Here is a 26,680-nt window from a genome sequence, read left to right on the forward strand (position 1 = left end):
CAGGGCCCATCACCTTTACCCACGGCCTCAGACGCTTCAATGCCATCACAGACGGCTTCCTTCTAGCCTCACAAAATCAACCCGAAGCAAATGTGTGCGCACGCTAGCCCCGTTGGGGAGAAGAGGTTGGCGCCGGCGCTGAAAGTCTCCTCTCCCCACCGGGGGAGAGGTCAGCCGAGCGAAGCGGGGGCTGGGTGAGGGGCTCTTCGCGCCTCACCGCCGCCCGAACAGCCTTTCGATGTCGGCGAGCTTCAGCTCGATATAGGTCGGGCGCCCATGGTTGCAGGTGCCGGATCCGGGCGTCGCCTCCATCTGGCGCAGCAGCGCGTTCATCTCCTCGGCCTTGAGCAGCCGGCCCGAGCGGACGGAACCATGGCAGGCCATGGTCGCCGCGATCTTGTCCAGCCGCTCCTTCAGCGTCTCGACGGTGTCATTGTCGGCGATCTCGTCGGCGAGGTCGCGCACCAATTGCTGCACATTGGTTTCGCCGAGCATCGACGGCGTCTCGCGCACCGCCACCGCGCCGGGGCCGAAGCGTTCGAGGCCGAGACCGAATTTGGCGAGCGTCTCAGAATGCATCGCCAGCCTCTCGGCATCCTCTTCCGGCAGGTCGACGATCTCGGGCAGGAGAAGCATCTGCGACGGCACCGCGCGCGAATGCAGCGCGTTCTTCAGCGCCTCATAGACGAGCCGCTCATGCGCGGCGTGCTGGTCGACGATGACGAGCGAGTCCCGCGTCTGGGCGACGATATAGTTCTCATGCACCTGCGCGCGCGCCGCGCCCAGCACCATGCCGAGCAGCGTCTCGGCCGGTTCTGTCATGCCGGCGCGCGCATCGGCGCTGGCGAACGGTCCGGTGTCGAAGGCTGCCTGGTCGTTCTCGGCAAAACCATTGGTTCGGGGCCTAGCCTCGCCATAACCCATGTCGAGGGGGCGCTGCGTCGAGCGCAACGGATCGAAGCCGCCGGAACCGGAAGCGTGATAGGCGGCCTCGTAGCTGCGATGGCCGTTGGCCGGGCCGGGATGCGAATAGGGCGCCGCCCCCGGCCGGAACGCCGCCATCATGCCGGCGGCACCCGTGGTCGCCGCGCGGATGCCGGCGCCGGCAAGCGCTTCGCGGATGGCGCCGACGATCAGCCCGCGCACCAGGCCCGGATCGCGGAAGCGCACATCGGCCTTGGCGGGATGGACGTTGACGTCGACCGTCGAGGGGTCGAGCGACAGGAAGAGCACCGTCACCGCATGGCGGTCTCGCGGCAGCACATCGGCGAAGGCGCCGCGGATTGCGCCGGCGATCAGCTTGTCGCGCACCGGTCGTCCATTGACATAGGCATATTGCTGCAGCGCGTTGGCGCGCGTGTAGGACGGGATCGAGACATGGCCGGCAAGATGCACGCCGTCGCGCATGGCATCGATGGCGATGGCATTGTCGGGAAAATCCTTGCCCATCACTTGCGCGACGCGGGCGAGCCGGCCCTCCGGCGTATCGCTGGTTGCCGAAAGGTCCAGCGTCGATCGGTCTGAGCCGGCCAAGGTGAAGCGGACAGCGGGAAAAGCGATGGCGATGCGTTTCACCACATCGCTGGTGGCCGAGCTTTCGGCGCGCTCGCCCTTCATGAATTTCAGCCTGGCCGGCGTGGCGAAGAAGAGGTCGCGCACCTCGACCGTGGTGCCGCGGTTCGCCGCCGCCGGCTTCACCGCCGAGACGCGGCCGCCGTCGATGCCGATCTCGGCCGCGCTGTCGCCGCCGGCCGTGCGCGAGCGGATCGACAGCCGCGCAACGGAGCCGATCGAGGGCAGCGCCTCGCCGCGGAAGCCGAGCGAGCGGATATCGTGAATGTCCTCGGCGAGCTTGGAGGTGCAATGCCGCGCGACCGCCAGCGCCAGCTCCTTTTCGGGAATGCCCGAGCCGTCATCGGTGACGCGGATGAGATTCAGCCCGCCGCCGGCCGTGACGACCTCCACGCGCGAGGCGCCGGCATCGAGCGCGTTCTCGACCAGCTCCTTCACCACGCTCGCCGGGCGCTCGATAACCTCGCCGGCGGCGATCTGGTTGATCATCGTTTCGGAAAGCGGGCGGATGGGCATCGGGCGATTATAGGCGGATTCGATCGGCGTGGGGGAGGGGTGGAATGACGTTGGCAACAGCCAATGTCGCGATCCTTCGCGTCCCGCCAGCGTTGCCTGCATCGCCGAACGAGTGAAACCTAAGCCTGCGCCACCAGCCAGTCCCTTACCCTGCGCGCATTGTCGCTGAGGTCGCGGTTCTTTGGCCAGATGACGTGGAAGCCGATGCCGGTTCGCATGACATGGTCGGTCACCGGCACCAGAAGCCCCGATGCCACCAGGCGCTCGACCAGATGCCGCCATCCGAGCGAGATGCCTTGCCCCTCCATCACCGCCTGGATCACCAGGGCATAGTCATTGATGCGCAGGCCGCGTTCGGCATTGCGCAGGCTGGTTCCCGCTGAAGCGAACCATTCGTCCCAGTTCGGCGCCTCGCGATAAGGCTCCTCGAGGTGGATCAGCCGGTGCGTCGCCAGTTCCTCGACCGTCTTCGGCTTGCCGAATTTGGCGAGATAGCTCGGCCCCGCCACCGGGAAGATCTCTTCGTCGGAAAGCGACAGCGAATGATAGTCCGGCCAGTCGCGCGGCACGCCGCCGCGCACGCCGAGCGGAATGCCCTCGGCGATGATGTCGAGATCGCGGTCGGCGGTCTGGATGCGCAGATCAATGCCCGGCAGCTCGTCGCGGAACTGCTGCAGGCGCGGCATCATCCAGAACGAGCCGAAAGCGGTCGAGGCGGCTAACGTCACATGCCCGCCGGTCGCCTGCAGGCGCAGGTCCTCCGCCGATTTGCGGATGTGCGACAGGCCGAGCGAGACGTCGGCATGGAAGCGCTCGCCGGCTTCGGTCAGAAGCACCTGGCGGTGGCGCCGCTGGAAGAGCTTGGCGCCGAGTTGCTCCTCCAGCCCGCGCACGGCGTAGGAAACGGCTGCCTGCGTCATGCCGAGCTCGCGGCCGGCGGCGGTGAAGCTCGACAAACGGCCGGCGGCTTCAAAGACGATGAGGCTGCCGGCCGAGGGCAGCAGGTGGCGCAGGCTTCGCATAAGGTGAGCTTATACAGAAGATCAGGATTTTCCAGCGTCACAGCCATATTTTCCCTCGCTAACGTGAGTGGCGGGAAGAAGGAGGCTCCATGAACGCACCGGCCGCTGAATTGACTGAACAGACCCACCGCCGGGGAGGCGGCCGTCTTGGGCGCAAGGCGCTGCGCAGCGCTCCGATCGCCTCCTTTCCGACGCTGGTGCGCAAGATCCCGGTCTACGAGATCGTGCCCGACGAGGCGGTGGAGCTGATCCACGAGGAATCGCTCAAGATCCTCGAGGAGGTGGGTTGCGAATTCCGCGACGACGGGGCGATCGCGCTATGGAAAGCGGCGGGCGCCGACGTCCGGGAAACGCGCGTCCGCATCGACCGCGCGCTGCTGATGGAACTCGTCTCGAAGGTTCCGCCCGAATTCACGCTGAATGCCCGAAACCCCGAGCGCACCGTGCGCGTCGGCGGCAAGCACTCGATCTTCGTGCCGATGTATGGCGCACCCTATGTCCGCGACCTCGACAACAAGCGGCGCTACGGCACGCTGGCCGACCTGAACAATTTCCATAAGCTCGCCTACATGGCGCCGGCGCTGCATTCCTCGAGCTCGGTCATCTGCGAGCCGATGGAGATCGCGGTGCCGAAGCGGCACCTCCACATCATCCATTCGGCGCTGAAGCATTCCGACAAGCCGTTCATGGGCATCGTGACCTCGAAGGAGCGGGCGGAAGACACGATGGCGATGGCCGGTATCGTCTTCGGCGAGGAGTTCGTGCGCGACAACCCGGTGCTGGTGGCGATCACCAACTGCAATTCGCCGCTGGTGTGGGACGCCACCATGATCGACGCCATGCGGGTCTATGCGAGCCACAACCAGCCGCTGATCCTGGCGCCTTTCGCGCTGTGTGGCGCTTCGACGTCGGCTTCCGCCGTCGGCGCGGTGGCGCAGGTCAATGCCGAGGCGCTTGCGGGCGTGGCTTTGACCCAGCTCATCCGCCCCGGCTCGCCGCAGATCTACGGTCAGTTCATGGTCACCGTCGACATGAAGACCGGGGCGCCGATGGGCGGCACGCCGGAGGCGGCCCAGATGATGTATCTGATGGGCGCGCTGGCGAGGAAGTACAAGCTGCCGTGGCGCACCTCCGGCTTCCATGTCGGCTCCAAGCTCAACGATGCCCAGGCCGGCTACGAGGCGAACATGCTGATGCATGCCGCGATCCTCTCTGGCGCCAACTACATCTGGCACGTCGCCGGCTGGCTGGAGGCGGGGCTGACCTGCGGCTATTCGAAATTCGCGACCGACTGCGAGCAGCTGGTCGGCTGGTACAAATATGCCGGCGGCGTTCCCTTCGACGATTTCAAGGAAGCGATGGCGGCGATCCGCGAGGTCGGGCCGCAAGGCCATTTCCTCGGCACGCAGCATACGCTCGAGCATTTCGAGAGCGCCTTCTTCATGCCTAACATCATGGACTTCAATTCCTTCGAGCAGTGGAGCGCCGAAGGCGCCAAGGACCATGACACGCGCGGCATCGAAAAGGCGCGCAGCATGCTCGCCGATTACCAGGAGCCGAAGCTCGACGAGGGTATCGCCGAGGGTCTCAGGGATTTGATCGCGCGGCGTGAGGAAAAGCTGCCGGACAGCGTTAGTTGATAGACCACAGTTCAAGCAAACCGGGCGAAGACCCGAAGAAATCAATGGGAGAAAGAGAATGACACTATTCAGAAGCAATGGTGACCGGGTCCCGGCCGCTATCGAAGCGATGGCCGAGGAGGCGCGCGCGGGTCGGGTAGACCGGCGCGAATTCCTCGCCCTGGCGAGCGCCTTCGGCGCATCGACGGCTTTCGCCTATGGCATGATCGGCCTTGCCGCGCCGACCAGGGCGCTCGCCGACGAGCCGAAGAAGGGCGGAACGCTGCATGTCGCCATGTCGGTCAAGGCGCAGAAGGACCCGCGCACCTATGACTGGACGGAGATGGCGAACGTCACCCGCACATGGCTGGAGCCGCTGGTGCGCTACACCCACCAGTTCACTTTCGAGCCGGTGCTGCTGGAAAGCTGGGACGTCAATGACGACGCCACCGAATACACGCTGCATCTGCGCAAGGGCGTCACCTGGAACAATGGCGACGCCTTCAACGCCGACGACGTGGTCGCCAACCTGAACCGCTGGTGCGAAAAGGGGGCTTCCGGCAATTCCATGGCCGCCCGCGTCGGCGCGCTGATCGACACCAAGACCGGCAAGGCCAAGGACGGCGCGATCACCAAGGTCGATGACCACACGGTCAAGCTGAAGCTTGTCGAACCCGACATCGCCATCATCCCGGGCTTCACCGATTATCCGGCCCTGGTCGTGCATCGCGACTTCGACAAGGATGGCGCCGATCCGATCAAGAAGCCGATCGGCACCGGAGCTTTCGAGCTGGTGTCTTACGCGGTCGGATCGAAGGCGGTGGTCAAGCGCCGCGAGAACGGTAAGTGGTGGGGCGGCGAAGCACCGCTCGACGGCGTCGAGTTCATCGACTACGGCACCGACTTCAACGCAACGCTGAATGCCTTCGATTCCGGCGAGATCGACCTCGATTTCGAAACGCCGGCCGATTTCATCGACCCGCTCGACAAGATGAATCTGGTGAAATCGGAGGTGGCGACGGCGACCACGCTGGTCGCCCGCACCAACGTCACGCATAAGCCTTATGACGACAAGCGGGTGCGCAACGCGCTGCAGATGGCGGTCGACAACAACCAGGTGATGCAGCTTGGCTATAATGGCCGCGGTACGGTCGGCGAGAACCATCACGTCGCCCCGATCCATCCCGAATATTATCCTCTGCCCAAGAAGGAACGCGATGCCGCCGGCGCCAAGAAGCTGATGGCCGACGCAGGCCAGGCCGACTTCGAGCACGAGCTGATCACCGTCGAGGACGAATGGCAGAAGAACACCGGCGACGCGATTGCCGGCCAGCTGCGCGAGGCCGGCATCAAGGTGAAGCGCACGGTGCTGCCGGGCTCGACCTTCTGGAACGACTGGACGAAATATCCTTATTCCATGACGATCTGGTACATGCGCCCGCTGGGCGTGCAGGTGCTGGCGCTTGGCTATCGCACCGGCGAGGCCTGGAACGAGACCGCCTACTCCAACCCGGACTTCGATGCCAAGCTCGCGAAGGCGCTGTCGCTCATCGACGTCGCCCAGCGCAAGGAGGTGATGAAGGACGTCGAGGCGATCCTGCAGGACTCCGGCGTCATCATCCAGCCCTTCTGGCAGAAGCTCTACTGCCATATGAACAAGAAGGTGAAGAACTATTCGATGCACCAGACCTATGAAATGGACTTCCAGAACGTCTGGCTGGATGCCTGAACGTCCCTGGACTTCATGAGCCGCAAAAAAGGCGATATGCAGGATGCGTGGTGGCGAGCTTGCCGCCGCGCACCGAACCCCGGAGATCCTGCATGAAGCCGATAGTGCTTGCCGCTGCCATGTCGATTGCCTTGCCCGGCGCCGCGCTTGCCGGGCCGGCGTCCAACGCTGTGAAGTTCTTCTATGTGCCTTCGGTGAAGTTCGAGGCGGATGCCAAATACCGCGATCGCTTCACCGAGCCGGTCACCAGGCTGTTCGAAGCCAACGACAAGGCGCAGAAGGAGAAGCCCGACGAGGTATCCTGCATCGACTTCGACCCTGGCCTCGACGCCCAGGATTTCGACCAGAAGACCCTGTCGAAGACGCTGAAGCTCACCGAGGCGGTCAATGGCGACACCGCCGAGGTGACGGCAAGCTTCAATCTTTTCCCGGAAGGCGATGACTCCAAACGCGAAATGGTGTGGTCGCTGAAGAAAGTGGACGGCAAGTGGAAGATCGCCGACATCACCTCCAAGACCAGCGACTGGAAGCTCAGCGCGCTGGGATGCGGCGCCTCGACGGAGTGACGCCGTGCTTCGCCGTTTTGTCCTCGCGCTGGCGAGCTCGTCGATGCTGGCCGCGGGGCTGAACGGCGGCGCCTCGGCGCAGGGGCTCTTCGGCGCGCCGCCGCCCAAAGCCTCATCCGGCGACAATGCGCCGGCGGATGACGCGTCACCGCCTGCGGGCGACAAGTCGCCGCCTGCGGTCGGCACCTCGCCACCGGCCGCAACACCGGCGCCGGAAACCAAACCGGTCGAACTGCCGCCTCCCGCGCCCGTCCTGCCCGGATCGCCGACGGCGGTGGTAAAGCCGTTCTACGAGCATCTCGGGCTTGAGCTCGATCCCGCTCAGCGCAAGAACTTCATCGATCCGGCGAAAACCGTGCTCGACAAGAGCGATGCGCTGCGCGCTTCAGGGCAGGGCGAATGCCTAGATCCCAATATGGCGCTCGACAATGCCGACTATGACAAGCTCGCCATCGACAAGAGCCTGCGCACCATCGAGGCCGTCAATGGCGACGACGCCAAGGTGGTGGTCGCCTTCGTCGTCGAGGGCCACCAGCACCGGCTCGAATGGAAGCTGAAGAAGGTCGGCGGCGGCTGGAAGGTCTCCGACCTTCTCTCGGTGACGGGCGAATGGGCGCTCAGCCAGTACCAGTGCGAATGATGATGGTGATTGAAGATCAGGGTCGGCGATCCTTCGCGCCCCCCTCTGTCCTGCCGGACATCTCCCCCACAAGGGGGGAGATTGGCAGCTTCGGCGCCCCGCTTGTCCTGCACCGTTGGAGATTGGCGAAAGCCGGCGTGACATCTGATCTCCCCCCAAGTGGGGGAGATGTCCGGCAGGACAGAGGGGGGCGCTGTCCCGCCAGCCTTCCGCAACTAAGAATTTCAACCTCTTCCGCGATAGGGCGCGACGCCGGTGTCGGGCAGCCACACGTCCTTGGGCGGCGCGCCGGTCTGCCAGAAGACGTCGATCGGGATGCCGCCGCGCGGGAACCAATAGCCGCCGACGCGCAGCCAGAGCGGCTTGGTCGCTTCCACGATGCGGCGGCCGATCATGACGGTGCATTCCTCATGGAAGGCGCCGTGGTTGCGGAACGAGGTCATGAACAGCTTCAGCGATTTCGATTCCACCAGCGTCCGGTCGGGCGCGTAATCGATGACGATGTGGGCGAAGTCGGGCTGGCCGGTGACCGGGCAGAGCGAGGTGAATTCGGGGCAGGTGAAGCGCACGATCGCCGGCGGACCGTCGCCGCGCTGGAACGGCACGGTCTCCAGGACCGCCTGTTCGGGGCTCTGTGGCGTCTCGACGTGCTTGCCGAGCTGGGTGAGGTTCTTGGCGTCGGTCATGGGTGGCTCCTTGCTCCCAGCCGCTGGAAGCGCAGTTCAACGGCGGCGGGCGCGAAAACAAAAGTTGAAAGAAGCGTTGCAGCCCTCGCGGGCGCAGCGCGTTTGACCGCTCATTAGCATCGGACCGAAAAGTGCGCAGCGGTTTTCGGGTGAATCCGATGCGTGAAATGGAAGCGGGAGCGCTCCGCTCCCGCACAATTTGAAACGGCAGGAAGACAATGACCAGCAACGACCCGCTTCTCCAACCCTACCAGCTCAAGCACCTGACGCTGAAGAACCGGGTGATGTCGACCAGCCACGAGCCGGCCTATTCCGAGGACGGCATGCCGAAGGAACGCTACCGGCTCTACCACGCCGAGAAGGCCAAGGGCGGCATGGCGCTGACCATGACGGCGGGCTCGGCGATCGTCTCGCGCGACAGCCCGGCCGCCTTCGGCAATCTGCATGTCTATGACGACCGCATCGTTCCGTGGCTCGCCGAACTGGCCGATTCCTGCCACGAGCATGACTGCAAGGTGATGATCCAGATCACCCATCTCGGCCGCCGCACCGGATGGAACAAGGCCGATTGGCTGCCGGTGCTTTCGGCCTCGCCGGTGCGCGAGCCGGCGCACCGCGCCTTCCCGAAGACCATCGAGGAATGGGACATCGAGCGCATCGTCGCCGACTATGCCTCGGCCGCGCAGCGCTGCCAGGCGGCCGGCCTCGACGGCATCGAGTTCGAATCCTACGGCCATCTGATGGACGGCTTCTGGTCGCCTTTGACCAACCACCGCGACGACGAGTTCGGCGGCTCGCTCGACAACCGGCTGCGCTTCACCGACATGGTGCTCGACGCCGTGCGCGCCGCTGTCGGCGATAAATTCATCGTCGGCATCCGCATGGTCGCCGATGAGGATTTCGAAAATGGCATCTCCAAGGAAGTGGGCGTCGAGATCGCCAGGCGCTTGGCCTCATCCGGCAAGGTCGATTTCCTCAACATCATACGCGGCACGATCGAAACCGATGCGTCGCTGACCAAGGTCATCCCGGTCACCGGCATGCGTTCCTCGCCGCATCTCGATTTCGCCGGCGAGGTGAGGGCGGCGACGAAATTCCCGACCTTTCATGCGGCGCGCATCTCCGACGTCGCCACCGCCCGCCACGCCATCGCTACCGGCAAGCTCGACATGGTGGGCATGACGCGCGCCCATATCGCCGACCCGCATATCATCCGCAAAGTGATGGAAGGCCGCGAGCACGAGATCAGGCCTTGCGTCGGCGCCACCTATTGCCTCGACCGCATTTACGAAGGCGGCGAGGCGCTCTGCGTCCACAACGCCGCCACCGGCCGCGAGGCGACCATTCCGCACATCATCGCGAAGAGTGAAGGACCGAAGAAGAAAGTCGTGGTGGTGGGCGCGGGCGCCGGCGGCCTGGAAGCCGCGCGTGTCGCGGCCGAACGCGGACACCAGGTGACGGTGCTGGAAGCTTCCAGCCAGGCCGGCGGACAGGTGCGCCTGGCGACCCAGAACCCGCGCCGCAAGGAGCTGATCGGCATCATCGACTGGCGGTTGGCCGAGCTCGACCGCCTCGGCGTCGAGGTCCGCTACGACACCTGGGCCGAAAAGGACGACGTGCTGGCGCTGTCGCCGGACGTGGTGATCGTGGCGACCGGCGGCATGCCGCAGAACTCGCCGCTGACGGAAGGCGACAATCTCGTCACCTCGAGCTGGGACATCATGGCCGGCAGCGTCAAGCCGGCCGAGAACGTGCTGCTTTACGACGACAATGGCGGCCATCAGGGCATGGGCGCGGCCGAACTCATCGCCAACAGCGGCTCCCGGCTGGAGCTGGTCTCGCCGGAGCGCTTCTTCGCGCCGGAAATGGGCGGTCTGAACCACGTGCCGTATGTGCGCGCCTTCCATGAAAAGGGCGTCATCGTCACCATCAACACAAGGCTGCGTTCGGTGCGGCGCGAGGGCAACCAGCTCGTCGCCGAACTCGCCTCGGACTTTGCCGACGGCTGGCGCGCCGAGCGGCGCGTCGACCAGGTGGTGGTCGAGCACGGCACCGCGCCGCTCGACGATCTCTATCTGTCGCTCAAGCCGCTGTCGAAGAATGGCGGCGCGGTCGACTATGAGCGGCTGGTGAATGGCGGCGACATCTTCCCCGCGCGCAATCCCGAAGGCGGGTTCGTGCTGTTTCGCATCGGCGACGCGGTCGCCTCGCGCAACATCCACGCCGCCATCTATGACGGCATCCGGTTCGGGATCAGGATCTGATCGGGCAAGGCATGGTCGGAAGGGATCATGCAGAAACAAGAAGACGCGCAACGGACCGTTGCAAGGAGAGCCACCTGCCGCTTTGGTCCGTTGCGCGCCGCGCCCGGTCGGTTGCGCCGGCCGTGCGATGTCAAAACAGCTTGGCTGTCGCCATGCAAAACACGGTGATGACCAGCAGCCCGCCCGCGATGCGTTCGCCTCTGGTCATTTTCGCCCGCAGCGCAGTCTGCGTCGCCTGATCGGCGCCGGCCAGCTGCCTGCTGGCGGAGGCCACGAGGGCACCCTGCACCCCGGCGGCGATCAGCGCCGTCAAAATGCCGAGCGCCAGCACCTTCTCCATCGGGCCGAACGCGCCCTCATGGAAGAAATACCAAAGCAGCAGGCCGGTCAGGAAAACCAGGCCGGAGGCGCCAAGCTGCGGCCGGATGAAGCGCTCCGCCTTGATCTCCGGGTCGCGCGCGACAGCGATGGTCGTGCCGGCCCAGAACACGCCGGCCATCACATGCAGGCCGATCGTGATGATATAGACATATTGCATGACCGCATTCCTCTCATTTGCCCGCCGCCTGCACGCCGCGACAAGGATACGGCGTCATCAATAAGACAAAGTTAGATATCTAACGATTAGATGTCAATGCATGGAGCCGAGTACCACCTTGCCATTGCATGCTCTACTGTCACGTCATGACACCGTTTGACCGCCCGCCCGTCGGCATGAATCTCGCCCGCACCTCGAAAGTGGTGGCGCAGGCTTTCGATGCCGCTATGGCCGAGGCCGGCGGCACGTTGCCGGTCTGGCTGACCTTGCTGTCGGTCAAGTCGAAGGAACTCGCGAACCAGCGCGAGCTTGCCGGCATGATCGGCATCCAGGGCGCGACGCTAACCCACCACCTCAACGCCATGGAAGCGCAAGGGTTGCTGACACGCCGCCGCGATCCGGAAAACCGCAGGGTCCATCAGGTGGCGCTGACCGAGTCCGGCGAAGCGCTGTTCGAAAAGCTCCGCCTCGCGGCGGTCGCTTTCGACAAGCGGCTGCGGGCTGGCATTCCCGATGACAGGCTGGTCGAATTCGCAGAGATGCTGGCGATGCTGCGGGCGAATGCGGGGGGCATCTAGCCGGTTGTATTGATTCGATTGGCAGCCAATGCTATATGACCACAATGGTCATATGACGGAGCTTGGCATGCGGGAAATTCAACTGAAGGATGCCAAGGCAACGCTTTCGGCAGTAGTCGATAAGGCCGTCGCGGGAGAGCCTGCCGTCATCACGCGACATGGCCGCAAGCAAGCCGTGATCTTGTCGTTCAAGGAATACGAGAGGCTATCGCGCGTGCCGAGCTTTGGACGGTTGCTGGCGGCGTTTCCGGGGGGCGAAGACGACATTGCCCCTCGCGTCCGCAAACCAGTCCGGAAGGTTGACCTGTAAGGCGGCCTTCAGCCGATGTTTTTGCTAGACACCAACATCATTTCAGCAATGGCGCCGTCCAAAAGGAATGAGCGGACGGAACTGGCGGATTGGCTTGATCAGGCCAGCGACCATTTATTCTTGTCCGTAGTCACGGCATCGGAGATCACCTCTGGAATCGCGAAAGCCGAATGCGAGGGAGCAACGACGAAAACAGCACTCCTTCGTCAATGGTGGCAGGCAATTGAATATCTTTATGGCGAAAGGATACTGCCTCTCGATCTGCGCGCAGCGCATGCCGCAGGATTGATCCTTGATCGGGCCCGCGCGCATCAGCCAGGATTTGAGGACATTGCGATCGCTGCCACAGCCAAAGTGCATGGCTTGACGATCCTTACAGGCAATGAGCGCCATTTTGCACCTCTAGGCGTGCCGATGCTCAATCCGCTGAAGGTGCTACCGGCGCTGCCCGGAGAGCGGCCAGTTCAGTCGTAGCCCGCAATCGCGCCGAAGGCGTAGTGGCGCAGCCTGAGCTCCGCGATCAGCGCCGTCAGCTTCGCCTTGCCGTCGAAGGCGTCCTGGAACATCTCGTCATGCATGAGCAGGATCAGCTTGTTCGGCCTGGCGAAATGGCCGTAGCCGAACAGATGGTCGATCTCGCTGACCAGATGGTCGACGCTCTGCACCGGCTTGCCGCTGTCCTCATGCACCCATTCGTGGTCCCAGCCATAGAGCCAGAAGCCCGACGCCGCGACGAATTCGTAATCCGGATCCTCGCGACCGGCCTCCGCCAGCCCGAGCGAATTGTCGTCCTTCGAGTAATTGGGCAGCCGGAACACGTCGCGCCCTGGCAGCCGCGCATGCACGGCCGGCTTGAGGCCCAGCACGGCATTGGCCCTGAGCATGTCCGCGACCACGCCCTCGGTATTGCCGTAGAAATGCCGGTAGTGATTGTAGGCATGGCTGTAGCTGTGGTTGCCGATCGTCACCAGCGGCATCGATTTCGCCCGTTGCAGCAGCGCCCGGTTGGCGGCGTTCGCCTCGGCATGCATGCCGACCATGAACAAAGTCGCCGGCACCTGCTCGGCCTGCAGCACGTCGAGGATATTGCTGGTGCCGTTCAGCGGACCGTCGTCGAAAGTCAGATATACGGTGCGATCGGCGGCCAGGGCCGGCGCTGCGGCGAGCAGCAGGAACGGCAGGACATAACGAAGCGGCATCCGCAAATCCCGGTTGCGATCACGATAGGCCGCCATGCCCGCCCAGTTGTGTCAAGCTTGTTGACCTACGTGCTAGGCGAGGCTGCCCTGCAGTACCTTGAGCTTCGCCTTTTTTGGGCTGCGCGCCGTCAGCCATTCGCGGGCCTTGTCCTGCGGCATCGGGAAGGCGATCGAATAGCCCTGCACCTGGTCGCAGCCGATCGCCATCAGCGAGTCGAGCTCCGCCTCGGTCTCGGCGCCCTCGGCGACGATCGAGATGCCCAAGCCCCGGGCAAGCTCGGTGATGGCGCGCACGATCTTGGTGTTGTCGCCGTTCTCATTGATGTTCTGGACAAAGCGGCGGTCGATCTTCAGCCGGTCGATCTCGTTCGGGTTGACGTGGCTGAGCGAGGCATAGCCGGTGCCGAAATCGTCGAGCTCGAGATGCACGCCCGCGGCGCGGATGTGGCGGAGCTTCGCGGCGATCCCGGTCTTCTCGTCATCGAGGATGACGGATTCGACGATCTCCAGCGCCAGCTTCTGCGGCGGCAGCCCCGCGCGCTCCAGCGTGCCGAACAGGAAGGCGTCGAAATCGGGCTCGCGCAGTTCCGTGCCCGAGACATTGACGGCGATGCGCCCGAAATCGATGCCGGCGCGGTCCCATTCGGCGGCCTCGTTGATCGCCTTGCTGATGACGATGCGGCCGATATCCGGCATGAAGCCGCATTTCTCGGCAACGGGAATGAACTCGCCAGGCGAGATCATGCCACGCGTTTCGTGCTTCCAGCGCACCAATGCCTCGATGCCGCTGATCTTGCCGCTGGTCAGCGACACCTGCGGCTGGAAATAGACCTCGAAGCTCCGGTCGGCGATCGCCGTGCGGATATCCTGTTCGAGCTGCTTGCGATAATCGAGCTCGCGCCGCAGTTCCTCGGAGAAGAAGGAGAAGTTGCCGCCGCCGAGCTTCTTGGCGGAATAGAGCGCAAGATCCGCATGGACAAGCAGGTCCTGGGCGTTGTCGGCGTCGACCGGATAGACCGCGATGCCGGCGCTGGCGCCGGGCATGATGGTCGTGCCCTGGAAGATGATCGGCTCGTTGATCTCGCCAAGGATGCGCTTGGCCAGCGCATGGATGTCCTCGGTGGTGCCGGCGCCGTTGAGGATCATGACGAACTCGTCGCCGCCGAGCCGCGCGCAGAGGTCCGACGCCCGGCAGGAATCGCGCATGCGCTGCGCCGTCACCACCAGCACATAGTCGCCCGCCGCATGCCCCAGAGTGTCGTTGATCTGCTTGAAGCGGTCGAGATCGAGCTGGATCACCGCCAGGCGCTCGCGGCGGCGGTGCGCGCCCTTGATCAGCGTGTCGAAATGGTCGGTGAGGAAGGTGCGGTTGTGCAGCCCCGTCAGGCCGTCATGCACGGCGATGAAAGCCATCGAGTTGCGCGCGTCGACCAGCTCGCGCGTCTTGCGCAGAATGGCGTTGGACATCGGCCGGAAGATGAACAGCGCCACCAGCACGATGACGCCGAGGGTGGCGAAGAACAGCGTGCGGTGCAGGTCGAGGATATTGCTGGATTTCTCGTCGGCGAAGGCGCTGATGCGCTGGCCAAGAGCCGCATAGCCGGACATGGTCGCGTTGGCGACGGAAGCGTCGAGGCCGACGCGGTCGCCGCCGCCCTTGTAGCCGTCGCTCTGCATGCCGAGTTGCGACGCGAAGGACGAGACCAACCTGTCGCCATTGGCGACGAGACCGACCGAGAAGTAATCGAGGTGGAACGGCTTGCTGAACAGCACATATTCGATCGACTTCGGGTCGTTGCGCGCCAGCGAGAGCGGATCGGCGCCGGTCTCCTTGAGCAGCCGATCGTAATTGGTCTCGAACTCGCCCGTCGCCTGCTTGAGCGCGGTGACCAGCGCCGGCTGCTTGTCGCGCGAGGCGGCACCCGTGGCGCTGGCCAGGAAGACGATGCGCTGCGACAGCGCCTTCTGCGTCGAGACGATGTCGAGCAGCGCATGGTTGTGCTGCTGCTGCGCCATCAATTGCTGCAGAAGGACGAAGGAGGCGATCACCATGGCGGCAATGATCGTCAGCGCCAGCCAGTAGCCGGTCTTGATGAGCAGGATCAGCTTGCGCGAAACGCTCTGCACTGGCTGCTGCGACATAACTTGCTGACCCCTCCGGTCGACGGATTCCTGCCTTGGATTCGTGGCGGGAAAACGCTTGCCCGGAAAGGGTTAACAGGTTGGCAAGGGAGGCTGGCGGCGATTGCGGCGGCGCGGCAAAGCTCGCAAAATGGTTATCACCTGCTTTCCCGCATACCTCTTTTTTGATCGCATTGCCGTCGCACCGTCGCAAAGGATTGCGATCGGGCTTTCGCGACGCCACCGAAGCAGTCGCTTTTGCGATGGATTTTTTGCAGCCATAGCGCGACAGTCCGGCCTCGAACCGAACAGGGCCGGACCATGAGCAAAGCATTCCTTTCCCACATCGACAGCGAGCTCCAGGGCCTGAAATCGGCCGGGCTCTACAAGTCCGAGCGGGTCATTTCCTCCATGCAATCCGCCGAGATCGAGGTTGCTGGCCAGAAAGTGCTGAATTTCTGCGCCAACAACTATCTGGGCCTCGCCGACAGCCCGGATCTGCGCGACGCGGCTAAGCATGCGCTCGACCGCTACGGCTACGGCATGGCCTCGGTGCGCTTCATCTGCGGCACGCAGGAGGAGCATAAGGAACTCGAGGCGACGATCTCCTCCTTCCTCGGCATGGAGGACACCATCCTTTACTCGTCCTGCTTCGACGCCAATGGCGGCCTGTTCGAGACGCTGCTTGGCGAGGAGGACGCCATCATCTCGGACGCGCTGAACCACGCCTCGATCATCGACGGCGTCAGATTGTCGAAGGCCAAGCGCTTCCGCCACGCCAACAATGACATGGCTGACCTCGAGGCGCGGCTGAAGGAGGCGAAGGATTGCCGCTTCCGGCTGATCGCCACCGACGGCGTGTTCTCGATGGACGGCATCATCGCCAATCTCAAAGGCGTCTGCGATCTCGCCGAGAAATACGACGCCATGGTCATGGTCGACGACAGCCATGCGGTCGGCTTTGTCGGCAGGAACGGCCGCGGCTCGGCCGAGCATTGCGGCGTCGAGGGCAGGGTGGATATCATCACCGGGACGCTCGGCAAGGCTCTGGGCGGCGCTTCCGGCGGTTACACCTCGGGCAAGAGACAGGTGGTCGACTGGCTGCGCCAGCGCTCGCGGCCCTATCTCTTCTCCAACACGCTGATGCCGGCGATTGCCGGCGCCTCGATCAAGGTGTTCGACCTGATCCGCCATGGCGACGCGTTGCGCCAACGCCTGTATGCCAATGCGGATCGGTTCCGCTCCAAGATGGGCAAGTTGGGCTTCACGCTGGCCGGCGCCGATCATCCGATCATCCCGGTGATGCTGGGCGACGCTGCGCTGGCGCAGGAGATGGCGCAGCGCATGCTGAAGCGCGGCATCTATGTCATCGGGTTTTCCTTCCCGGTGGTGCCGAAGGGCCAGGCGCGCATCCGCACGCAGATGTCGGCCGCCCACTCCAGCGCCGATATCGACCGGGCGGTCGAAGCGTTCGGGGAAGTTGGGCGCGAGCTTGGTGTGGTTGGGTAGTTTCGGATGTTTTTGCTCTACGGCGCCCCCCTCTGTCCTGCCGGACATCTCCCCCACAAGGGGGGAGATCGGCAGTTTCGCCGCCGGCGTCTTTCTTCGACGTTGGAGATTGGCGAAGGCCTTCGTGACGTCCAATCTCCCCCCAAGTGGGGAAGATGTCCGGCAGGACAGAGGGGGGCGCGACAGAGCGCAAACTTTTACAGCGTTGGGAGATCCTGATGTCGAACATGATGAAGGCGCTGGTGAAGGCCAAGGCCGAGCCGGGCATCTGGATGGAAGAGGTGCCGGTGCCGGAGATCGGCCCCAACGACGTGCTGATCAAGGTCAGGAAGACCGCGATCTGCGGCACCGACGTCCATATCTACAATTGGGATCAGTGGGCGCAGAAGACCGTGCCGGTGCCGATGGTGACCGGCCACGAATTCGTCGGCACCGTCGCCGACTATGGCGCGGCGGTCACCGAATACAAGGTCGGCCAGCGCGTCTCGGGCGAAGGCCATATCGTCTGCGGCCATTGCCGCAACTGCCGCGCGGGCAGGGGGCATCTGTGTCGCAACACGCTCGGCGTCGGCGTCAACCGCCCCGGCGCCTTCGGCGAGTACATGGCGATCCCGCAGCACAATGTCGTGCCAATCCCCGACGACGTGCCGGATGAGATCGCCGCCATCTTCGATCCATTAGGCAATGCCGTTCACACCGCATTGTCCTTCGATCTGGTCGGCGAGGACGTGCTGGTCACCGGCGCCGGGCCGATCGGCATCATGGGCGCGCTGGTGGCGCAATGCGTCGGTGCCAGAAAAGTCGTCATCACCGACATCAATCCTGTCCGGTTGGACCTAGCGCGAAAACTCGGGGTCCAGCATGTCGTCGATGCCTCGAAGGAAAAGCTGCGCGACGTCATGCCTTCGATCGGCATGAGCGAAGGTTTCGACGTCGGGCTGGAGATGTCGGGCGCCGCACCCGCCTTCCGCGACATGATCGACACCATGAACAATGGCGGCAAGATCGCCATCCTCGGCATCGCGCCCACCGGCTTCGAGATCGACTGGAACAAGGTCATCTTCAAGATGCTGCACCTGAAGGGCATCTACGGCCGCGAGATGTTTGAGACCTGGTACAAGATGATCGCTTTGGTGCAGGGGCCGCTGGATGTGTCGGGGCTGATCACTCATCGCATCGGCATCGATGATTTCCAGGTTGGGTTCGACGCGATGCGGAGTGGCAGCTCGGGTAAGGTGGTGATGGATTGGTAGGGCCTTAGGGAGACGTCGAGTTCCTTCGCGCCCCCTCTGTCCTGCCGGACATCTCCCCCATAAGGGGGGAGATTGGCAGTTGTGGCGCCCCACTCAATCCTGCAACGTTGGAGAGTGGCGAAAGCCGACGCGACAGCTGATCTCCCCCCTTGTGGGGGAGATGTCCGGCAGGACAGAGGGGGCGCGCTGTCCCGCGGCCTGTCAGCCCTACTTTCCCCCCAACGCCCTCTCCAGCGCCGCCACCCCCTTCACGATCGCCGCGCGCTCCTCTGCCTCGAGCTTCCCCAGCAACTCTCCCTCAAACGCCTTCGCCAGCGGCACCATCTCGCGGTAGGCGGCGAGCCCCGCCTTGGTCAGCGTGAGATGCTCCACACGCCGATCATTCTCGTCCGGCGTGCGTGTAAGCCAGCGCCGCCGCTCCAGCTCAGCCACCGCGCGCGACACCTTGGTCTTGTGCATAGCCGACTGCTCGCCGAGTTCGGTCGCCGTCATCGTACCGCGCTGGCCGAGGCCGGAGAGCGTGCGCCATTCCGGCCGCGTCAGGCCGTGCCGATCCTTGTAGATCTTCGAGAACTCGCGGCTGACGGTGTCGGCCAGCCGATAGAGCCGGTAGGGCAGGAAGCTTTCCAGCTCGAGGATATCCTGTTCCATGAGGCGCTCCCGGCGCAGCGCGGCCGTTGATAGTTACATTTTCGATGGTTACAAATGAAACCAGTTTGGTCAACATCGCCGGCAGGACACGTCTCTGGACGCTTGCAAGCCGGGATCAGGGAGGATCGGATGGGTTTTTCCTACATGCCGGGCTTCGGCAACGATTTCGAGACCGAGACGCTGCCCGGGTCGCTGCCGCAGGGACGCAACTCGCCGCAGCGGCCGGCCTATGGGCTCTATGCGGAACAGCTTTCAGGCTCGCCTTTCACCGCGCCGCGCGGCACCAACGAGCGCTCCTGGCTCTATCGCATCCGTCCGAGCGTGAAACATACGGGCCGTTTCAAGGGCGCGAGCTACCCCATGTGGAAAACCGCGCCCAATATCGGCGACCATGAGCTGGCGCTCGGCCAATACCGCTGGAATCCGACGCCGATGCCTTCCGAGCCGACCGACTTCATTTCCGGCATGCGCACCATGACCACGGCCGGCGACGCGGTCGGCCAGTCCGGCATGGCCGCGCATGTCTATGTCGCCAATCGCTCGATGGTGGACGATCATTTCTTCAACGCCGACGGCGAGTTGCTGGTTGTGCCGCAGGTCGGCGCGCTGCGTTTCGTCACCGAGATGGGTGTGATCGAGCTTCGGCCCGGTGAGATCGCCGTGCTGCCGCGTGGCCTCGTCTTCAAGGTCGAGCTCGCCGACAAGGAGGCGCGCGGCTATGTCTGCGAGAATTACGGCGCGAAATTCACCATGCCCGACCGCGGCCCGATCGGCGCCAACTGCCTGGCCAATCCGCGCGACTTCAAGACGCCCTGCGCCTGGTTCGAGGAGAAGGAAACGCCGTGCCGGCTGATCGTCAAATGGTGCGGCACTTTCCATGTCACCGAGCTCGGCCATTCGCCACTGGATGTGGTCGCGTGGCACGGTAACTATGCGCCCTATAAATATGATCTGGCGACGTTTTCGCCGGTCGGCGCCATCCTGTTCGACCACCCGGATCCGTCGATCTTCACCGTGCTGACGGCGCCGAGCGGCGAGGCGGGCACCGCCAATGTCGACTTCGTCATCTTCCCGCCGCGCTGGCTTGTGGCGGAAAACACGTTTCGGCCGCCCTGGTACCACCGCAACATCATGAGCGAGTTCATGGGCCTGATCCACGGCCAGTACGACGCCAAGGAGGAGGGTTTCGTGCCAGGCGGCATCAGCCTGCACAACCAGATGCTGGCGCATGGGCCGGACGCTCCCGGCTTCGAGAAGGCGACACGCGCGGAGCTGAAGCCCGTCAAGCTCGACAACACCATGGCCTTCATGTTCGAGACCCGCTTTCCGCAGATGCTGACGCGCTATGCCGCCGAACTCGGCACCTTGCAGGAGAACTATATCGACTGCTGGGCCGAGCTGAAGAAGCGCTTCAACGGCACGCCCGAGGGCGACTGGTCTTGAGGCACGCCCGATGAATGACCGGCTGGTGCTTCTGGGCTCCAAGGGCGGCCCGGCTTTGCGGCCGGGCGGTCCATGGCCGACGTCCTCACTGCTGGAACTTGGCGGACGAACCATTGTCGTGGATTGCGGTCTGGGCGTCACGCGCGGCCTGGTCGATGCCGGCATCAGCCTCAAGACGCTCGACCTTGTCTTCATCACGCATCTCCATTCGGACCATATTCTGGAGCTCGGGCCGCTGATCCACACCGCCTGGACGGCGGGCCTGGCGACGCCGGTGACCGTTTACGGCCCGCCTGGCACCAGTCATTGCTGGCGGCATTTCTGCCGGGCGATGGAGTTCGACATCGATATACGCATCGTCGACGAGGGCCGACCGGACATACGCGAGTTGGTCTTGGTCGAGGAGTTCGGCGAAGGGCTGGTGCTGGAGGAGCGTGGTCTGATGGTGACAGCGTTGCGTGTCGACCATCCGCCGGTGACCGACTGCTTTGCGCTGCGCTTCGAACTCGGCGGCAGAAGCGTGGTGTTCTCGGCCGATACGGCATTCTTTCCGCCGCTGGCCGAGTTTGCGCGCGGCGCCGACATTCTCGTCCACGAGGCCATGCTGGAGGCGGGCGTCGAGCGGCTGGTCGCCAGGACCGGCAACGGCGTGCGGCTGCGTGAGCACCTCTTCGCCAGCCATAGCCTGGCCGAAGAGACGGGCCGCATCGCCAGCGATGCCGGCGTAAAGCGCCTGGTGCTCAACCATCTCATTCCGGCCGACGATCCGGCGATCGGAGAGGCCGATTGGATCACTGCCGTCAGGAAAACATGGGCAGGCGACTTGACGATCGCTCGCGATGGCCTTGTTGTGGACTTAGCCGGCGACAACGCCGCTTCGGGAGAGGAAACCGCATGAAGCTTGCCACTTTGAAGAACGGGACGCGCGACGGAAAGCTGGTCGTGGTCTCGCGCGATCTGACGCGGTTCACCGACGCTTCCTTCCTGGTGCCGACGCTGCAGGCGGCGCTGGATGACTGGCGCCGCATCGCGCCGCATCTGGCGGCCATGGCGGAATCGCTGGAGACCAATGCGGTCCCTTCGGCGCGGTTTCATGAGCACGATGCCCATTCGCCGCTGCCGCGCGCCTATCAATGGGCGGACGGCTCGGCCTATGTGAACCATGTCGAGCTTGTGCGGAAGGCGCGCGGCGCCGAGATGCCGGCAAGCTTCTGGACCGATCCGCTGATCTACCAGGGCGGTTCGGACTCGTTCATCGCGCCGCGCGACCCGATCCGCATGGCGGACGAAGCCTTCGGCATCGACATGGAGGCCGAAGTTGCCGTCATTGTAGACGACGTGCCTATGGGCGCCGGTCCGGACGAGGCGCGGGAAGCGATCCGGCTGGTGATGCTGGTCAACGATGTCACGCTGCGCGCCGTCACCGGCCCGGAACTGGCAAAAGGGTTCGGCTTCTTCCAATCGAAACCGTCATCCGCCTTCTCGCCCGTCGCAGTGACACCGGATGAGTTGGGCGAGGCCTGGGACGGCGGCAAAGTCGATCTCGCGCTGCTGGTCGACGTAAACGGCAAGCCCTTCGGCCGCGCCAATGCCGGCGTCGACATGACCTTCGACTTTCCGGCGCTGATCGCGCATGCCGCCAAGACCCGGCCGCTCGCCGCCGGCACCATCATCGGTTCGGGCACCGTCTCCAACAAGCTCGATGGCGGGCCGGGCAAGCCGGTTGCGGCGGGTGGCGCCGGCTATTCCTGCATCGCCGAGCTGCGCATGATCGAGACCATCGAGACAGGTGAGCCGAAGACGCCCTTCCTGCATTTCGGCGACACAGTGCGCATCGAGATGAAGGACAAGGCCGGCCACTCGATCTTCGGCGCCATCGAACAGAAGGTCGAGAAATACGAGAGCTGAGCGAGGAGGACGACCCGATGACCCTGCTCGGGCATCTGCGCCGCATGGCGCGAAACAATCTGTGGTCGAACGACAGGCTCTACCGTGCCGTGCTGGCGATGCAGCCCGGCGAGTTCGAGAGCAAGCGCACCAGCTTCTTCCCTTCGATCAAGGAGACGCTCAACCACATCCTCGCGGTCGACCGTCTCTATCTCGATTTCCTGACCGATGGCGGCCTGGGTGCCGCAGCATACGACACCTTCGTGCCGTTCGACGACGTGGCGAGCCTTGCGGCGGCGCAAGCCGATTTCGACCGCAGGCTGATTGCCTTCTGCGATGGCCTCTCCGAAGCCGATCTCGATCGCCGCGTCATCACCGACCGCCGCGAGGACGGCATGATCCCCGAAAGGATCGGCGACATTCTCGCCCATGTGTTTCTGCACGACATCCACCATCGCGGCCAGGTGCACGCGATGCTCTCCGGCACTTCCGTTCCGCCGCCGCAACTGGATGAGTTCCTGCTCGACTATGACGTCAAGCTCAGAAAGGATGAGGTCGAGCGGCTGGGGTTGTGAACGAGACGACCTGAAAAATTATTGTAGTTACGAAAATTATTGACTTAATTATTGTAGGTACATAAATTCATGAAGATCGTTTGGGATGAGCCGAAGCGGCTGGCCAACATCGAGAAGCACGGGCTGGATTTTGCCGCTCTGGACGACGGATTCTTTCTCACGTCGACAATCCGAACGGCCAAGGCTAGACGCTTTATGGCGATCGGTCGACTTGTTGGCGGGGTCGTTGCGGTGGTCTTTGCCCGGCTTGGCTCCGAGGGCATTTCGATAATTTCGATGCGCCCGGCCAACCAGGCGGAAAGAAGATTGTTTGATGGCAAAGTCTAAGCTGAACATCACGAAGCCGGACCAGGAATTCCAGCCAGGCAAGGGCTTCACGAAGGAAGATTGGGACGCCGTTTCAGACAATCCCGAGTGGACCGAGGAGGACTTTCGAAACGCTCGTCCCTTCACCGAGGTCTTCCCCGACCTTGCCGAAAGCATCCGCCGATCGCGTGGCAGGCCGGCGCTCGACAATCCGAAGAAGCAGGTGACGCTACGGCTCGATAGCGACGTGATTGCCCGCTTCCGTGCCGGCGGACCCGGCTGGCAGAGCCGGATCAACGACATCCTGCGCAAAGCCGCCGGCCTGCAAAAGTAGCTCCAAACACCATCGCATCAACGCCAATGGCGTGGCGCGCCACCCACTTCAGTCGCGCCGCCGCAAGGGCGAATTCCTACCCGACCGCGACATCAAGCTGAGGAAGGTGAGATCAAGCGGCTGGTGCTGGATGATCAGACCAACGCAACGTCGTAGGCTGAGAAATGCCGATCCGCGGTGACCATCGTCAGGCCTTCAATTTGAGCCTGCGCGATGAGCAGGCGGTCGAAGGGATCGCGATGATGGAACGGCAAGTGTTCAAGTCTCGCCGCGTGCTGTTCGTTTACGCTCAGGATTGGTATCCCGTTCGACCGCAAGATGTCCACGATGTTGGCTGTGAGCGTGACTTTGCCGAGTGATTTCTTAATGGCGATTTCTGCCACCGAGATCGCGCTGACAACTACATCCTCGCCCCTGAGAAAGATGTCGCGATGGTGATCTGAAAGACGTGAATCGGCGCACCCAGAGCAGGATATAAGTGTCGACCAGATATTTGCGGCTCATTTAATGTACTCGTCCCATTCGGGACCGAGTTCATCAAAATCGTCCGATATCCGAGTTTGGCCTTTCAGAGCCCCAAACAGCCCTTTGCTTTCGCCAGTTCGGGCGGGAGCGCTCAAGGTAGCGACAATCTCTCCATGCCGTGTGAGATGAATCTCTTCGCCAGCTTGGGCACGCTTAACCAACTCGGCGAGTTGGGCTTTCGCTTTCGCCATCGGAACATTCATTCATCGTACCTCTTATGACCATAATTTAGGTCATAAGAGGCCGGGAAGCAAAAATGTTCGATGCCTACGCTGCCTTGCCGCCCAGCTTGATCACACCGCGCTTGATCTGGTCCTGTTCGATCGACTCGAACAGCGCGCGGAAATTGCCCTCGCCAAAACCTTCGTCGCCCTTCCTCTGGATGAATTCGAAGAAGATCGGGCCGATGACGGTTTTCGAGAAGATCTGCAGCAGGATCTTGGTCATGCCGCCATCGACCACGCCTTCGCCGTCGATGAGGATGCCGTGCTTCTTCATGCGCTCGATCGGCTCGTCATGGCCGTGCACGCGCTCATGCGACATCTCGTAATAGGTGTCGGGCGGGCCGGGCATAAATTTCAGCCCGTTGGCGGCAAGCTTGTCCGTGGCCTCGTAGATGGCGTCGGTGCCGACCGCGATATGCTGGATGCCTTCGCCATTGTACTTCTTCAGATACTCGGCGATCTGGCTGGTCTCGTCCTTGGACTCGTTCAGCGGAATGCGGATCTTGCCGCAGGGCGAGGTGATGGCGCGGCTGACAAGGCCGGTGATCTTGCCGTCGATGTCGAAGAAATGGATCTGCTTGAAACCGAACAGGTCGCGATAAAAGTCCCACCATTTGTCCATGTTGCCGCGATAGACATTGTGGGTGAGGTGGTCGAGAAAATAGAAGCCGACGCCTTCAGGCTTCGGGTCGCGCTCGCCCAGCCACTCGAACTCGGCGTCATAGGCCGAACCTTTTTCACCATAGGCCTCGATGAAATAGAGGAGCGAGCCGCCGATGCCGACAATGGCCGGCACATCGAGCGCCTTGTCTGTGCCTTCATAGGGCGTCGCGCCCTTCGACACCGCATGGTCGAAAGCGTGCTTGGCGTCGACCACGCGCCACGCCATCGAGGCGGCGCAGGGGCCGTGCTTCTCGACGAACTTCATCGCATGCGAGCCGGGCTCGGCATTGACGACATAGTTGATGTCGCCCTGCCGCCAGACGGTGATGTCCTTGGTCCGATGCTTCGCCACCGCGACATAGCCCATGCGGGTGAAAAGCTCGGCGAGCTTGGCGGGCTCCGGATGCGCGAACTCGACGAATTCGAAGCCGTCGGTACCGGCGGGGTTCTGCTTGCTGATCTTGGCGGGCGGGGCGTCGTGCGGGAAGGGGCCCATGGCAGTTCTCCGAAAGCTGTTTTGGCCGGACTCGACCATCTTTCACCATGCTAGCCCGAGACCTCCGCACGGTGCTTGCATTCAACCGCTTGAAATGCGCATCATGTGCGCAAACCATGCATGAATGGAGAAGAATCCATGGATGATGCGCGCCTCGATCAATTTGACCGCAAGATAATGGCGCTTTTGCAGGACGATGCGCGCTATACCAACAACGATTTGGCGGAGCGCGTGAACCTGTCGCCCTCACAATGCTCGCGCCGCCGTCTGCGGCTGGAGGAGGACGGCTATATCAAGGGCTATCGCGCCGTGCTCGACCGCGATCGTCTGGGCTTTTCGCTGGTCAACGTCATCTCGGTGACCTTGGCCACCCACAACCGAGACAATGCGCGGCGCTTCGGCGAACTGGTCGCCCGCCTGCCTGAGGTGCAGGAGGCGCATGCGCTGACCGGTGAGATGGATTACATCCTGAAGGTAGTGACGCCTGACCTCAAGTCACTGTCGGAGTTCGTCAACGGTGTGCTCCTGCCGCACGAATCCGTGCAGCACGTGAAGACGGCGATCGTGCTGGAGACGCTGAAGGAAACCGGCGCGCTGCCGATTTAACCCCGCTGCTGCTGGATCAGCCCATAAAGGTTGGTGCAGCGCGCGCCTGAACGGCAATAGGCGAACACCGGCCCTTCGAGCTCGTCCAGCGCTTCGGCCTGGTCCTCGACATTGTCCATGGTGATCTGGCCGCTGATGACCGGAATGTAGCGGAAGCCAAGCCCGGCCGCCTCGGCCGCGGCCTGAATGCTGCTGGCAGCGGGCTGGCCCGGCTGCTCATCGTCCGGCCGGTTGCAGATCACGCTCTTGAAGCCGGCATCCTTGATGGCGGCGATGTCCTCGGGCTGGATCTGGCCGGAGACCGAATAGTCGTCACTGATCTGGCGGTATTCCATGATGTCCTCGCAAGTTTGGTGCCTCGTGGCTTGGCCGATGTTTTGCCACTCTCCGAGCGGTCCGGCAACTGCTGCTACGCGGAGGCCGGCTGAGCGAACCGGGTTCGGGCGAAGCGGGCCACGACGATACCGGCGATGACCGCCGCGACAAAGACCGGCGTCGACGAATAGCCAAGGCCGAGCGCCGGAATTGAGGCCCCGGGACAAAAGCCGGCAATGCCCCAGCCGATGCCAAAGACAGCAGCGCCGCCGACCAGTTGTCGGTCGATGGTGCTTTTGGTTGGCAGGGCAAAGGCACTCTCGAACATCGGCGCCTCGCGCTGGCTGAACACGAGCCGGTAACCGACGAAGGCGACCGCCAGGCCGCCGCCCATCACGAAGATCAGGCTCGGGTCCCAGGTGCCGGCGATGTCGAAGAAGTTCAGCACCTTCGCCGGATTGATCATGCCCGAAACAGCGATGCCCAGACCGAAAATCCCACCGATCAGGAAGGCCGAGACGAGTTTGCGCATG

Annotated in this window: 29 protein-coding genes; 17 read left to right on the forward strand and 12 right to left on the reverse strand. The window is 63.5% G+C overall.

What is annotated here, in order from left to right:
- Positions 1-213: 213 nt before the first annotated feature.
- Together mutL and RFM41_RS30480 are read right to left on the reverse strand one after the other, a co-directional pair.
- Positions 214-2,088, reverse strand: coding sequence for a DNA mismatch repair endonuclease MutL (mutL, locus tag RFM41_RS30475; RefSeq protein ID WP_320253073.1), 1,875 nt, complete (start codon positions 2,086-2,088; stop codon positions 214-216).
- 119 nt (positions 2,089-2,207) lie between these two features.
- Entirely contained in the window at positions 2,208-3,110 is a 903-nt protein-coding gene (locus RFM41_RS30480) for a LysR substrate-binding domain-containing protein (protein WP_320253072.1), read from the reverse strand.
- An 89-nt stretch (positions 3,111-3,199) separates the two neighbouring features.
- Here RFM41_RS30480 and RFM41_RS30485 point away from each other — a divergent pair, with 89 nt between their 5' ends.
- The 4 genes from RFM41_RS30485 to RFM41_RS30500 all read left to right on the forward strand — a co-directional run bounded on the left by RFM41_RS30485 (position 3,200) and on the right by RFM41_RS30500 (position 7,664).
- Positions 3,200-4,750 (forward strand): trimethylamine methyltransferase family protein, encoded by a 1,551-nt coding sequence (locus tag RFM41_RS30485; protein WP_320253071.1) that lies wholly within the window; start codon positions 3,200-3,202, stop codon positions 4,748-4,750.
- A gap of 58 nt (positions 4,751-4,808) precedes the next feature.
- On the forward strand, positions 4,809-6,458 hold the full coding sequence (locus tag RFM41_RS30490; RefSeq protein WP_320253070.1) for an ABC transporter substrate-binding protein: 1,650 nt from the start codon (positions 4,809-4,811) through the stop codon (positions 6,456-6,458).
- Between the two features lie 92 nt (positions 6,459-6,550).
- On the forward strand, positions 6,551-7,024 hold the full coding sequence (locus RFM41_RS30495) for a DUF3828 domain-containing protein (RefSeq protein ID WP_320253069.1): 474 nt from the start codon (positions 6,551-6,553) through the stop codon (positions 7,022-7,024).
- A 4-nt stretch (positions 7,025-7,028) separates the two neighbouring features.
- The gene (locus RFM41_RS30500; protein ID WP_320253068.1) at positions 7,029-7,664 is read left to right on the forward strand and encodes a YqhG/Tai3 family protein; all 636 of its coding nucleotides are present in this window, start codon (positions 7,029-7,031) and stop codon (positions 7,662-7,664) included.
- Positions 7,665-7,888: 224 nt separating this feature from the next.
- Here the strand turns inward: RFM41_RS30500 and queF are convergent, their stop codons facing one another.
- The gene (gene queF / locus RFM41_RS30505) at positions 7,889-8,350 is read right to left on the reverse strand and encodes a preQ(1) synthase (RefSeq protein WP_095818451.1); all 462 of its coding nucleotides are present in this window, start codon (positions 8,348-8,350) and stop codon (positions 7,889-7,891) included.
- A 218-nt stretch (positions 8,351-8,568) separates the two neighbouring features.
- On the opposite strand from queF, the gene RFM41_RS30510 reads away from it, so the two are divergent.
- Positions 8,569-10,614, forward strand: a complete 2,046-nt coding sequence (locus RFM41_RS30510) for an oxidoreductase (RefSeq protein ID WP_320253067.1) — start codon at positions 8,569-8,571, stop codon at positions 10,612-10,614.
- A gap of 130 nt (positions 10,615-10,744) precedes the next feature.
- Here the strand turns inward: RFM41_RS30510 and RFM41_RS30515 are convergent, their stop codons facing one another.
- The gene (locus RFM41_RS30515; RefSeq protein ID WP_320253066.1) at positions 10,745-11,152 is read right to left on the reverse strand and encodes a hypothetical protein; all 408 of its coding nucleotides are present in this window, start codon (positions 11,150-11,152) and stop codon (positions 10,745-10,747) included.
- Between the two features lie 146 nt (positions 11,153-11,298).
- On the opposite strand from RFM41_RS30515, the gene RFM41_RS30520 reads away from it, so the two are divergent.
- The 3 genes from RFM41_RS30520 to RFM41_RS30530 all read left to right on the forward strand — a co-directional run bounded on the left by RFM41_RS30520 (position 11,299) and on the right by RFM41_RS30530 (position 12,514).
- Positions 11,299-11,730 carry a MarR family winged helix-turn-helix transcriptional regulator gene (locus RFM41_RS30520; RefSeq protein WP_320253065.1) on the forward strand — a complete coding sequence of 144 codons (432 nt, stop codon included), beginning with the start codon at positions 11,299-11,301 and terminating at the stop codon, positions 11,728-11,730.
- A 67-nt stretch (positions 11,731-11,797) separates the two neighbouring features.
- Entirely contained in the window at positions 11,798-12,040 is a 243-nt protein-coding gene (locus RFM41_RS30525) for a type II toxin-antitoxin system Phd/YefM family antitoxin (RefSeq protein ID WP_320253064.1), read from the forward strand.
- Between the two features lie 15 nt (positions 12,041-12,055).
- Positions 12,056-12,514: a type II toxin-antitoxin system VapC family toxin gene (locus RFM41_RS30530; protein ID WP_320253063.1), complete on the forward strand. Its 459-nt coding sequence runs from the start codon at positions 12,056-12,058 to the stop codon at positions 12,512-12,514.
- Here the strand turns inward: RFM41_RS30530 and RFM41_RS30535 are convergent.
- Positions 12,505-13,239, reverse strand: coding sequence for a polysaccharide deacetylase family protein (locus RFM41_RS30535; RefSeq protein WP_320253062.1), 735 nt, complete (start codon positions 13,237-13,239; stop codon positions 12,505-12,507). The genes RFM41_RS30530 and RFM41_RS30535 overlap by 10 nt on opposite strands.
- Before the next feature lie 72 nt (positions 13,240-13,311).
- Positions 13,312-15,381 carry a putative bifunctional diguanylate cyclase/phosphodiesterase gene (locus RFM41_RS30540; protein ID WP_320253061.1) on the reverse strand — a complete coding sequence of 690 codons (2,070 nt, stop codon included), beginning with the start codon at positions 15,379-15,381 and terminating at the stop codon, positions 13,312-13,314.
- A 300-nt stretch (positions 15,382-15,681) separates the two neighbouring features.
- Between RFM41_RS30540 and RFM41_RS30545 the strand changes: the two genes are divergently transcribed.
- Positions 15,682-16,869 carry a glycine C-acetyltransferase gene (locus tag RFM41_RS30545; RefSeq protein WP_320253060.1) on the forward strand — a complete coding sequence of 396 codons (1,188 nt, stop codon included), beginning with the start codon at positions 15,682-15,684 and terminating at the stop codon, positions 16,867-16,869.
- A gap of 218 nt (positions 16,870-17,087) precedes the next feature.
- The gene (tdh, locus tag RFM41_RS30550; protein ID WP_320253059.1) at positions 17,088-18,122 is read left to right on the forward strand and encodes an L-threonine 3-dehydrogenase; all 1,035 of its coding nucleotides are present in this window, start codon (positions 17,088-17,090) and stop codon (positions 18,120-18,122) included.
- A gap of 207 nt (positions 18,123-18,329) precedes the next feature.
- Here the strand turns inward: tdh and RFM41_RS30555 are convergent, their stop codons facing one another.
- The gene (locus RFM41_RS30555; protein WP_320253058.1) at positions 18,330-18,773 is read right to left on the reverse strand and encodes a MarR family winged helix-turn-helix transcriptional regulator; all 444 of its coding nucleotides are present in this window, start codon (positions 18,771-18,773) and stop codon (positions 18,330-18,332) included.
- A gap of 129 nt (positions 18,774-18,902) precedes the next feature.
- On the opposite strand from RFM41_RS30555, the gene hmgA reads away from it, so the two are divergent.
- The 6 genes from hmgA to RFM41_RS30585 all read left to right on the forward strand — a co-directional run bounded on the left by hmgA (position 18,903) and on the right by RFM41_RS30585 (position 23,318).
- Positions 18,903-20,216 carry a homogentisate 1,2-dioxygenase gene (hmgA, locus tag RFM41_RS30560; protein WP_320253057.1) on the forward strand — a complete coding sequence of 438 codons (1,314 nt, stop codon included), beginning with the start codon at positions 18,903-18,905 and terminating at the stop codon, positions 20,214-20,216.
- Between the two features lie 10 nt (positions 20,217-20,226).
- On the forward strand, positions 20,227-21,114 hold the full coding sequence (locus RFM41_RS30565; RefSeq protein ID WP_320253056.1) for an MBL fold metallo-hydrolase: 888 nt from the start codon (positions 20,227-20,229) through the stop codon (positions 21,112-21,114).
- On the forward strand, positions 21,111-22,124 hold the full coding sequence (locus tag RFM41_RS30570; protein WP_320253055.1) for a fumarylacetoacetate hydrolase family protein: 1,014 nt from the start codon (positions 21,111-21,113) through the stop codon (positions 22,122-22,124). The genes RFM41_RS30565 and RFM41_RS30570 overlap by 4 nt, the downstream gene beginning before the upstream one ends.
- A 17-nt stretch (positions 22,125-22,141) precedes the next feature.
- Complete coding sequence (locus RFM41_RS30575; protein ID WP_320253054.1) at positions 22,142-22,678, forward strand: DinB family protein; 537 nt, start codon at positions 22,142-22,144, stop codon at positions 22,676-22,678.
- Between the two features lie 69 nt (positions 22,679-22,747).
- Complete coding sequence (locus RFM41_RS30580; protein WP_320253053.1) at positions 22,748-23,005, forward strand: BrnT family toxin; 258 nt, start codon at positions 22,748-22,750, stop codon at positions 23,003-23,005.
- Positions 22,992-23,318, forward strand: coding sequence for a BrnA antitoxin family protein (locus RFM41_RS30585; RefSeq protein ID WP_320253052.1), 327 nt, complete (start codon positions 22,992-22,994; stop codon positions 23,316-23,318). The genes RFM41_RS30580 and RFM41_RS30585 overlap by 14 nt, the downstream gene beginning before the upstream one ends.
- A 134-nt stretch (positions 23,319-23,452) precedes the next feature.
- Here RFM41_RS30585 and RFM41_RS30590 read toward each other — a convergent pair whose 3' ends face one another.
- The 3 genes from RFM41_RS30590 to hppD all read right to left on the reverse strand — a co-directional run bounded on the left by RFM41_RS30590 (position 23,453) and on the right by hppD (position 25,226).
- On the reverse strand, positions 23,453-23,809 hold the full coding sequence (locus RFM41_RS30590; RefSeq protein ID WP_320319329.1) for a type II toxin-antitoxin system VapC family toxin: 357 nt from the start codon (positions 23,807-23,809) through the stop codon (positions 23,453-23,455).
- A 9-nt stretch (positions 23,810-23,818) separates the two neighbouring features.
- Positions 23,819-24,046: a type II toxin-antitoxin system Phd/YefM family antitoxin gene (locus RFM41_RS30595; RefSeq protein ID WP_320253051.1), complete on the reverse strand. Its 228-nt coding sequence runs from the start codon at positions 24,044-24,046 to the stop codon at positions 23,819-23,821.
- A gap of 64 nt (positions 24,047-24,110) precedes the next feature.
- A complete protein-coding gene (gene hppD, locus RFM41_RS30600; protein ID WP_320253050.1) occupies positions 24,111-25,226 on the reverse strand; it encodes a 4-hydroxyphenylpyruvate dioxygenase in 1,116 nt (371 codons plus the stop codon).
- 138 nt (positions 25,227-25,364) lie between these two features.
- On the opposite strand from hppD, the gene RFM41_RS30605 reads away from it, so the two are divergent.
- Complete coding sequence (locus RFM41_RS30605) at positions 25,365-25,832, forward strand: Lrp/AsnC family transcriptional regulator (RefSeq protein ID WP_320253049.1); 468 nt, start codon at positions 25,365-25,367, stop codon at positions 25,830-25,832.
- Here RFM41_RS30605 and RFM41_RS30610 read toward each other — a convergent pair.
- Complete coding sequence (locus RFM41_RS30610) at positions 25,829-26,167, reverse strand: protein tyrosine phosphatase family protein (protein WP_320253048.1); 339 nt, start codon at positions 26,165-26,167, stop codon at positions 25,829-25,831. The two genes, RFM41_RS30605 and RFM41_RS30610, sit on opposite strands and share 4 nt — an antisense overlap.
- 74 nt (positions 26,168-26,241) lie before the next feature.
- Complete coding sequence (locus RFM41_RS30615) at positions 26,242-26,679, reverse strand: DUF6691 family protein (RefSeq protein WP_320253047.1); 438 nt, start codon at positions 26,677-26,679, stop codon at positions 26,242-26,244.
- Position 26,680: the final 1 nt, after the last annotated feature.

Origin of the sequence: Mesorhizobium vachelliae (assembly GCF_033977325.1) — a bacterium.
Taxonomy (GTDB): Bacteria; Pseudomonadota; Alphaproteobacteria; order Rhizobiales; family Rhizobiaceae; genus Mesorhizobium; species Mesorhizobium vachelliae.

Excerpts from the sequence above, each read along its gene's own strand:
- RFM41_RS30485 (WP_320253071.1), top strand. The coding sequence starts at position 3,200 with ATGAACGCACCGGCCGCTGAATTGACTGAACAGACCCACCGCCGGGGA.
- RFM41_RS30565 (WP_320253056.1), top strand. The coding sequence starts at position 20,227 with ATGAATGACCGGCTGGTGCTTCTGGGCTCCAAGGGCGGCCCGGCTTTG.
- RFM41_RS30540 (WP_320253061.1), bottom strand. The coding sequence starts at position 15,381 with ATGTCGCAGCAGCCAGTGCAGAGCGTTTCGCGCAAGCTGATCCTGCTC.
- RFM41_RS30605 (WP_320253049.1), top strand. The coding sequence starts at position 25,365 with ATGGATGATGCGCGCCTCGATCAATTTGACCGCAAGATAATGGCGCTT.
- RFM41_RS30580 (WP_320253053.1), top strand. The coding sequence starts at position 22,748 with ATGAAGATCGTTTGGGATGAGCCGAAGCGGCTGGCCAACATCGAGAAG.
- hmgA (WP_320253057.1), top strand. The coding sequence starts at position 18,903 with ATGGGTTTTTCCTACATGCCGGGCTTCGGCAACGATTTCGAGACCGAG.
- tdh (WP_320253059.1), top strand. The coding sequence starts at position 17,088 with ATGTCGAACATGATGAAGGCGCTGGTGAAGGCCAAGGCCGAGCCGGGC.
- RFM41_RS30545 (WP_320253060.1), top strand. The coding sequence starts at position 15,682 with ATGAGCAAAGCATTCCTTTCCCACATCGACAGCGAGCTCCAGGGCCTG.
- RFM41_RS30520 (WP_320253065.1), top strand. The coding sequence starts at position 11,299 with ATGACACCGTTTGACCGCCCGCCCGTCGGCATGAATCTCGCCCGCACC.
- RFM41_RS30610 (WP_320253048.1), bottom strand. The coding sequence starts at position 26,167 with ATGGAATACCGCCAGATCAGTGACGACTATTCGGTCTCCGGCCAGATC.
- RFM41_RS30530 (WP_320253063.1), top strand. The coding sequence starts at position 12,056 with ATGTTTTTGCTAGACACCAACATCATTTCAGCAATGGCGCCGTCCAAA.
- RFM41_RS30595 (WP_320253051.1), bottom strand. The coding sequence starts at position 24,046 with ATGAATGTTCCGATGGCGAAAGCGAAAGCCCAACTCGCCGAGTTGGTT.
- RFM41_RS30585 (WP_320253052.1), top strand. The coding sequence starts at position 22,992 with ATGGCAAAGTCTAAGCTGAACATCACGAAGCCGGACCAGGAATTCCAG.
- queF (WP_095818451.1), bottom strand. The coding sequence starts at position 8,350 with ATGACCGACGCCAAGAACCTCACCCAGCTCGGCAAGCACGTCGAGACG.
- RFM41_RS30490 (WP_320253070.1), top strand. The coding sequence starts at position 4,809 with ATGACACTATTCAGAAGCAATGGTGACCGGGTCCCGGCCGCTATCGAA.
- RFM41_RS30510 (WP_320253067.1), top strand. The coding sequence starts at position 8,569 with ATGACCAGCAACGACCCGCTTCTCCAACCCTACCAGCTCAAGCACCTG.
- hppD (WP_320253050.1), bottom strand. The coding sequence starts at position 25,226 with ATGGGCCCCTTCCCGCACGACGCCCCGCCCGCCAAGATCAGCAAGCAG.
- RFM41_RS30615 (WP_320253047.1), bottom strand. The coding sequence starts at position 26,679 with ATGCGCAAACTCGTCTCGGCCTTCCTGATCGGTGGGATTTTCGGTCTG.
- RFM41_RS30495 (WP_320253069.1), top strand. The coding sequence starts at position 6,551 with ATGAAGCCGATAGTGCTTGCCGCTGCCATGTCGATTGCCTTGCCCGGC.
- RFM41_RS30480 (WP_320253072.1), bottom strand. The coding sequence starts at position 3,110 with ATGCGAAGCCTGCGCCACCTGCTGCCCTCGGCCGGCAGCCTCATCGTC.
- RFM41_RS30515 (WP_320253066.1), bottom strand. The coding sequence starts at position 11,152 with ATGCAATATGTCTATATCATCACGATCGGCCTGCATGTGATGGCCGGC.
- RFM41_RS30575 (WP_320253054.1), top strand. The coding sequence starts at position 22,142 with ATGACCCTGCTCGGGCATCTGCGCCGCATGGCGCGAAACAATCTGTGG.
- RFM41_RS30535 (WP_320253062.1), bottom strand. The coding sequence starts at position 13,239 with ATGCCGCTTCGTTATGTCCTGCCGTTCCTGCTGCTCGCCGCAGCGCCG.
- RFM41_RS30555 (WP_320253058.1), bottom strand. The coding sequence starts at position 18,773 with ATGGAACAGGATATCCTCGAGCTGGAAAGCTTCCTGCCCTACCGGCTC.
- RFM41_RS30525 (WP_320253064.1), top strand. The coding sequence starts at position 11,798 with ATGCGGGAAATTCAACTGAAGGATGCCAAGGCAACGCTTTCGGCAGTA.
- RFM41_RS30570 (WP_320253055.1), top strand. The coding sequence starts at position 21,111 with ATGAAGCTTGCCACTTTGAAGAACGGGACGCGCGACGGAAAGCTGGTC.
- mutL (WP_320253073.1), bottom strand. The coding sequence starts at position 2,088 with ATGCCCATCCGCCCGCTTTCCGAAACGATGATCAACCAGATCGCCGCC.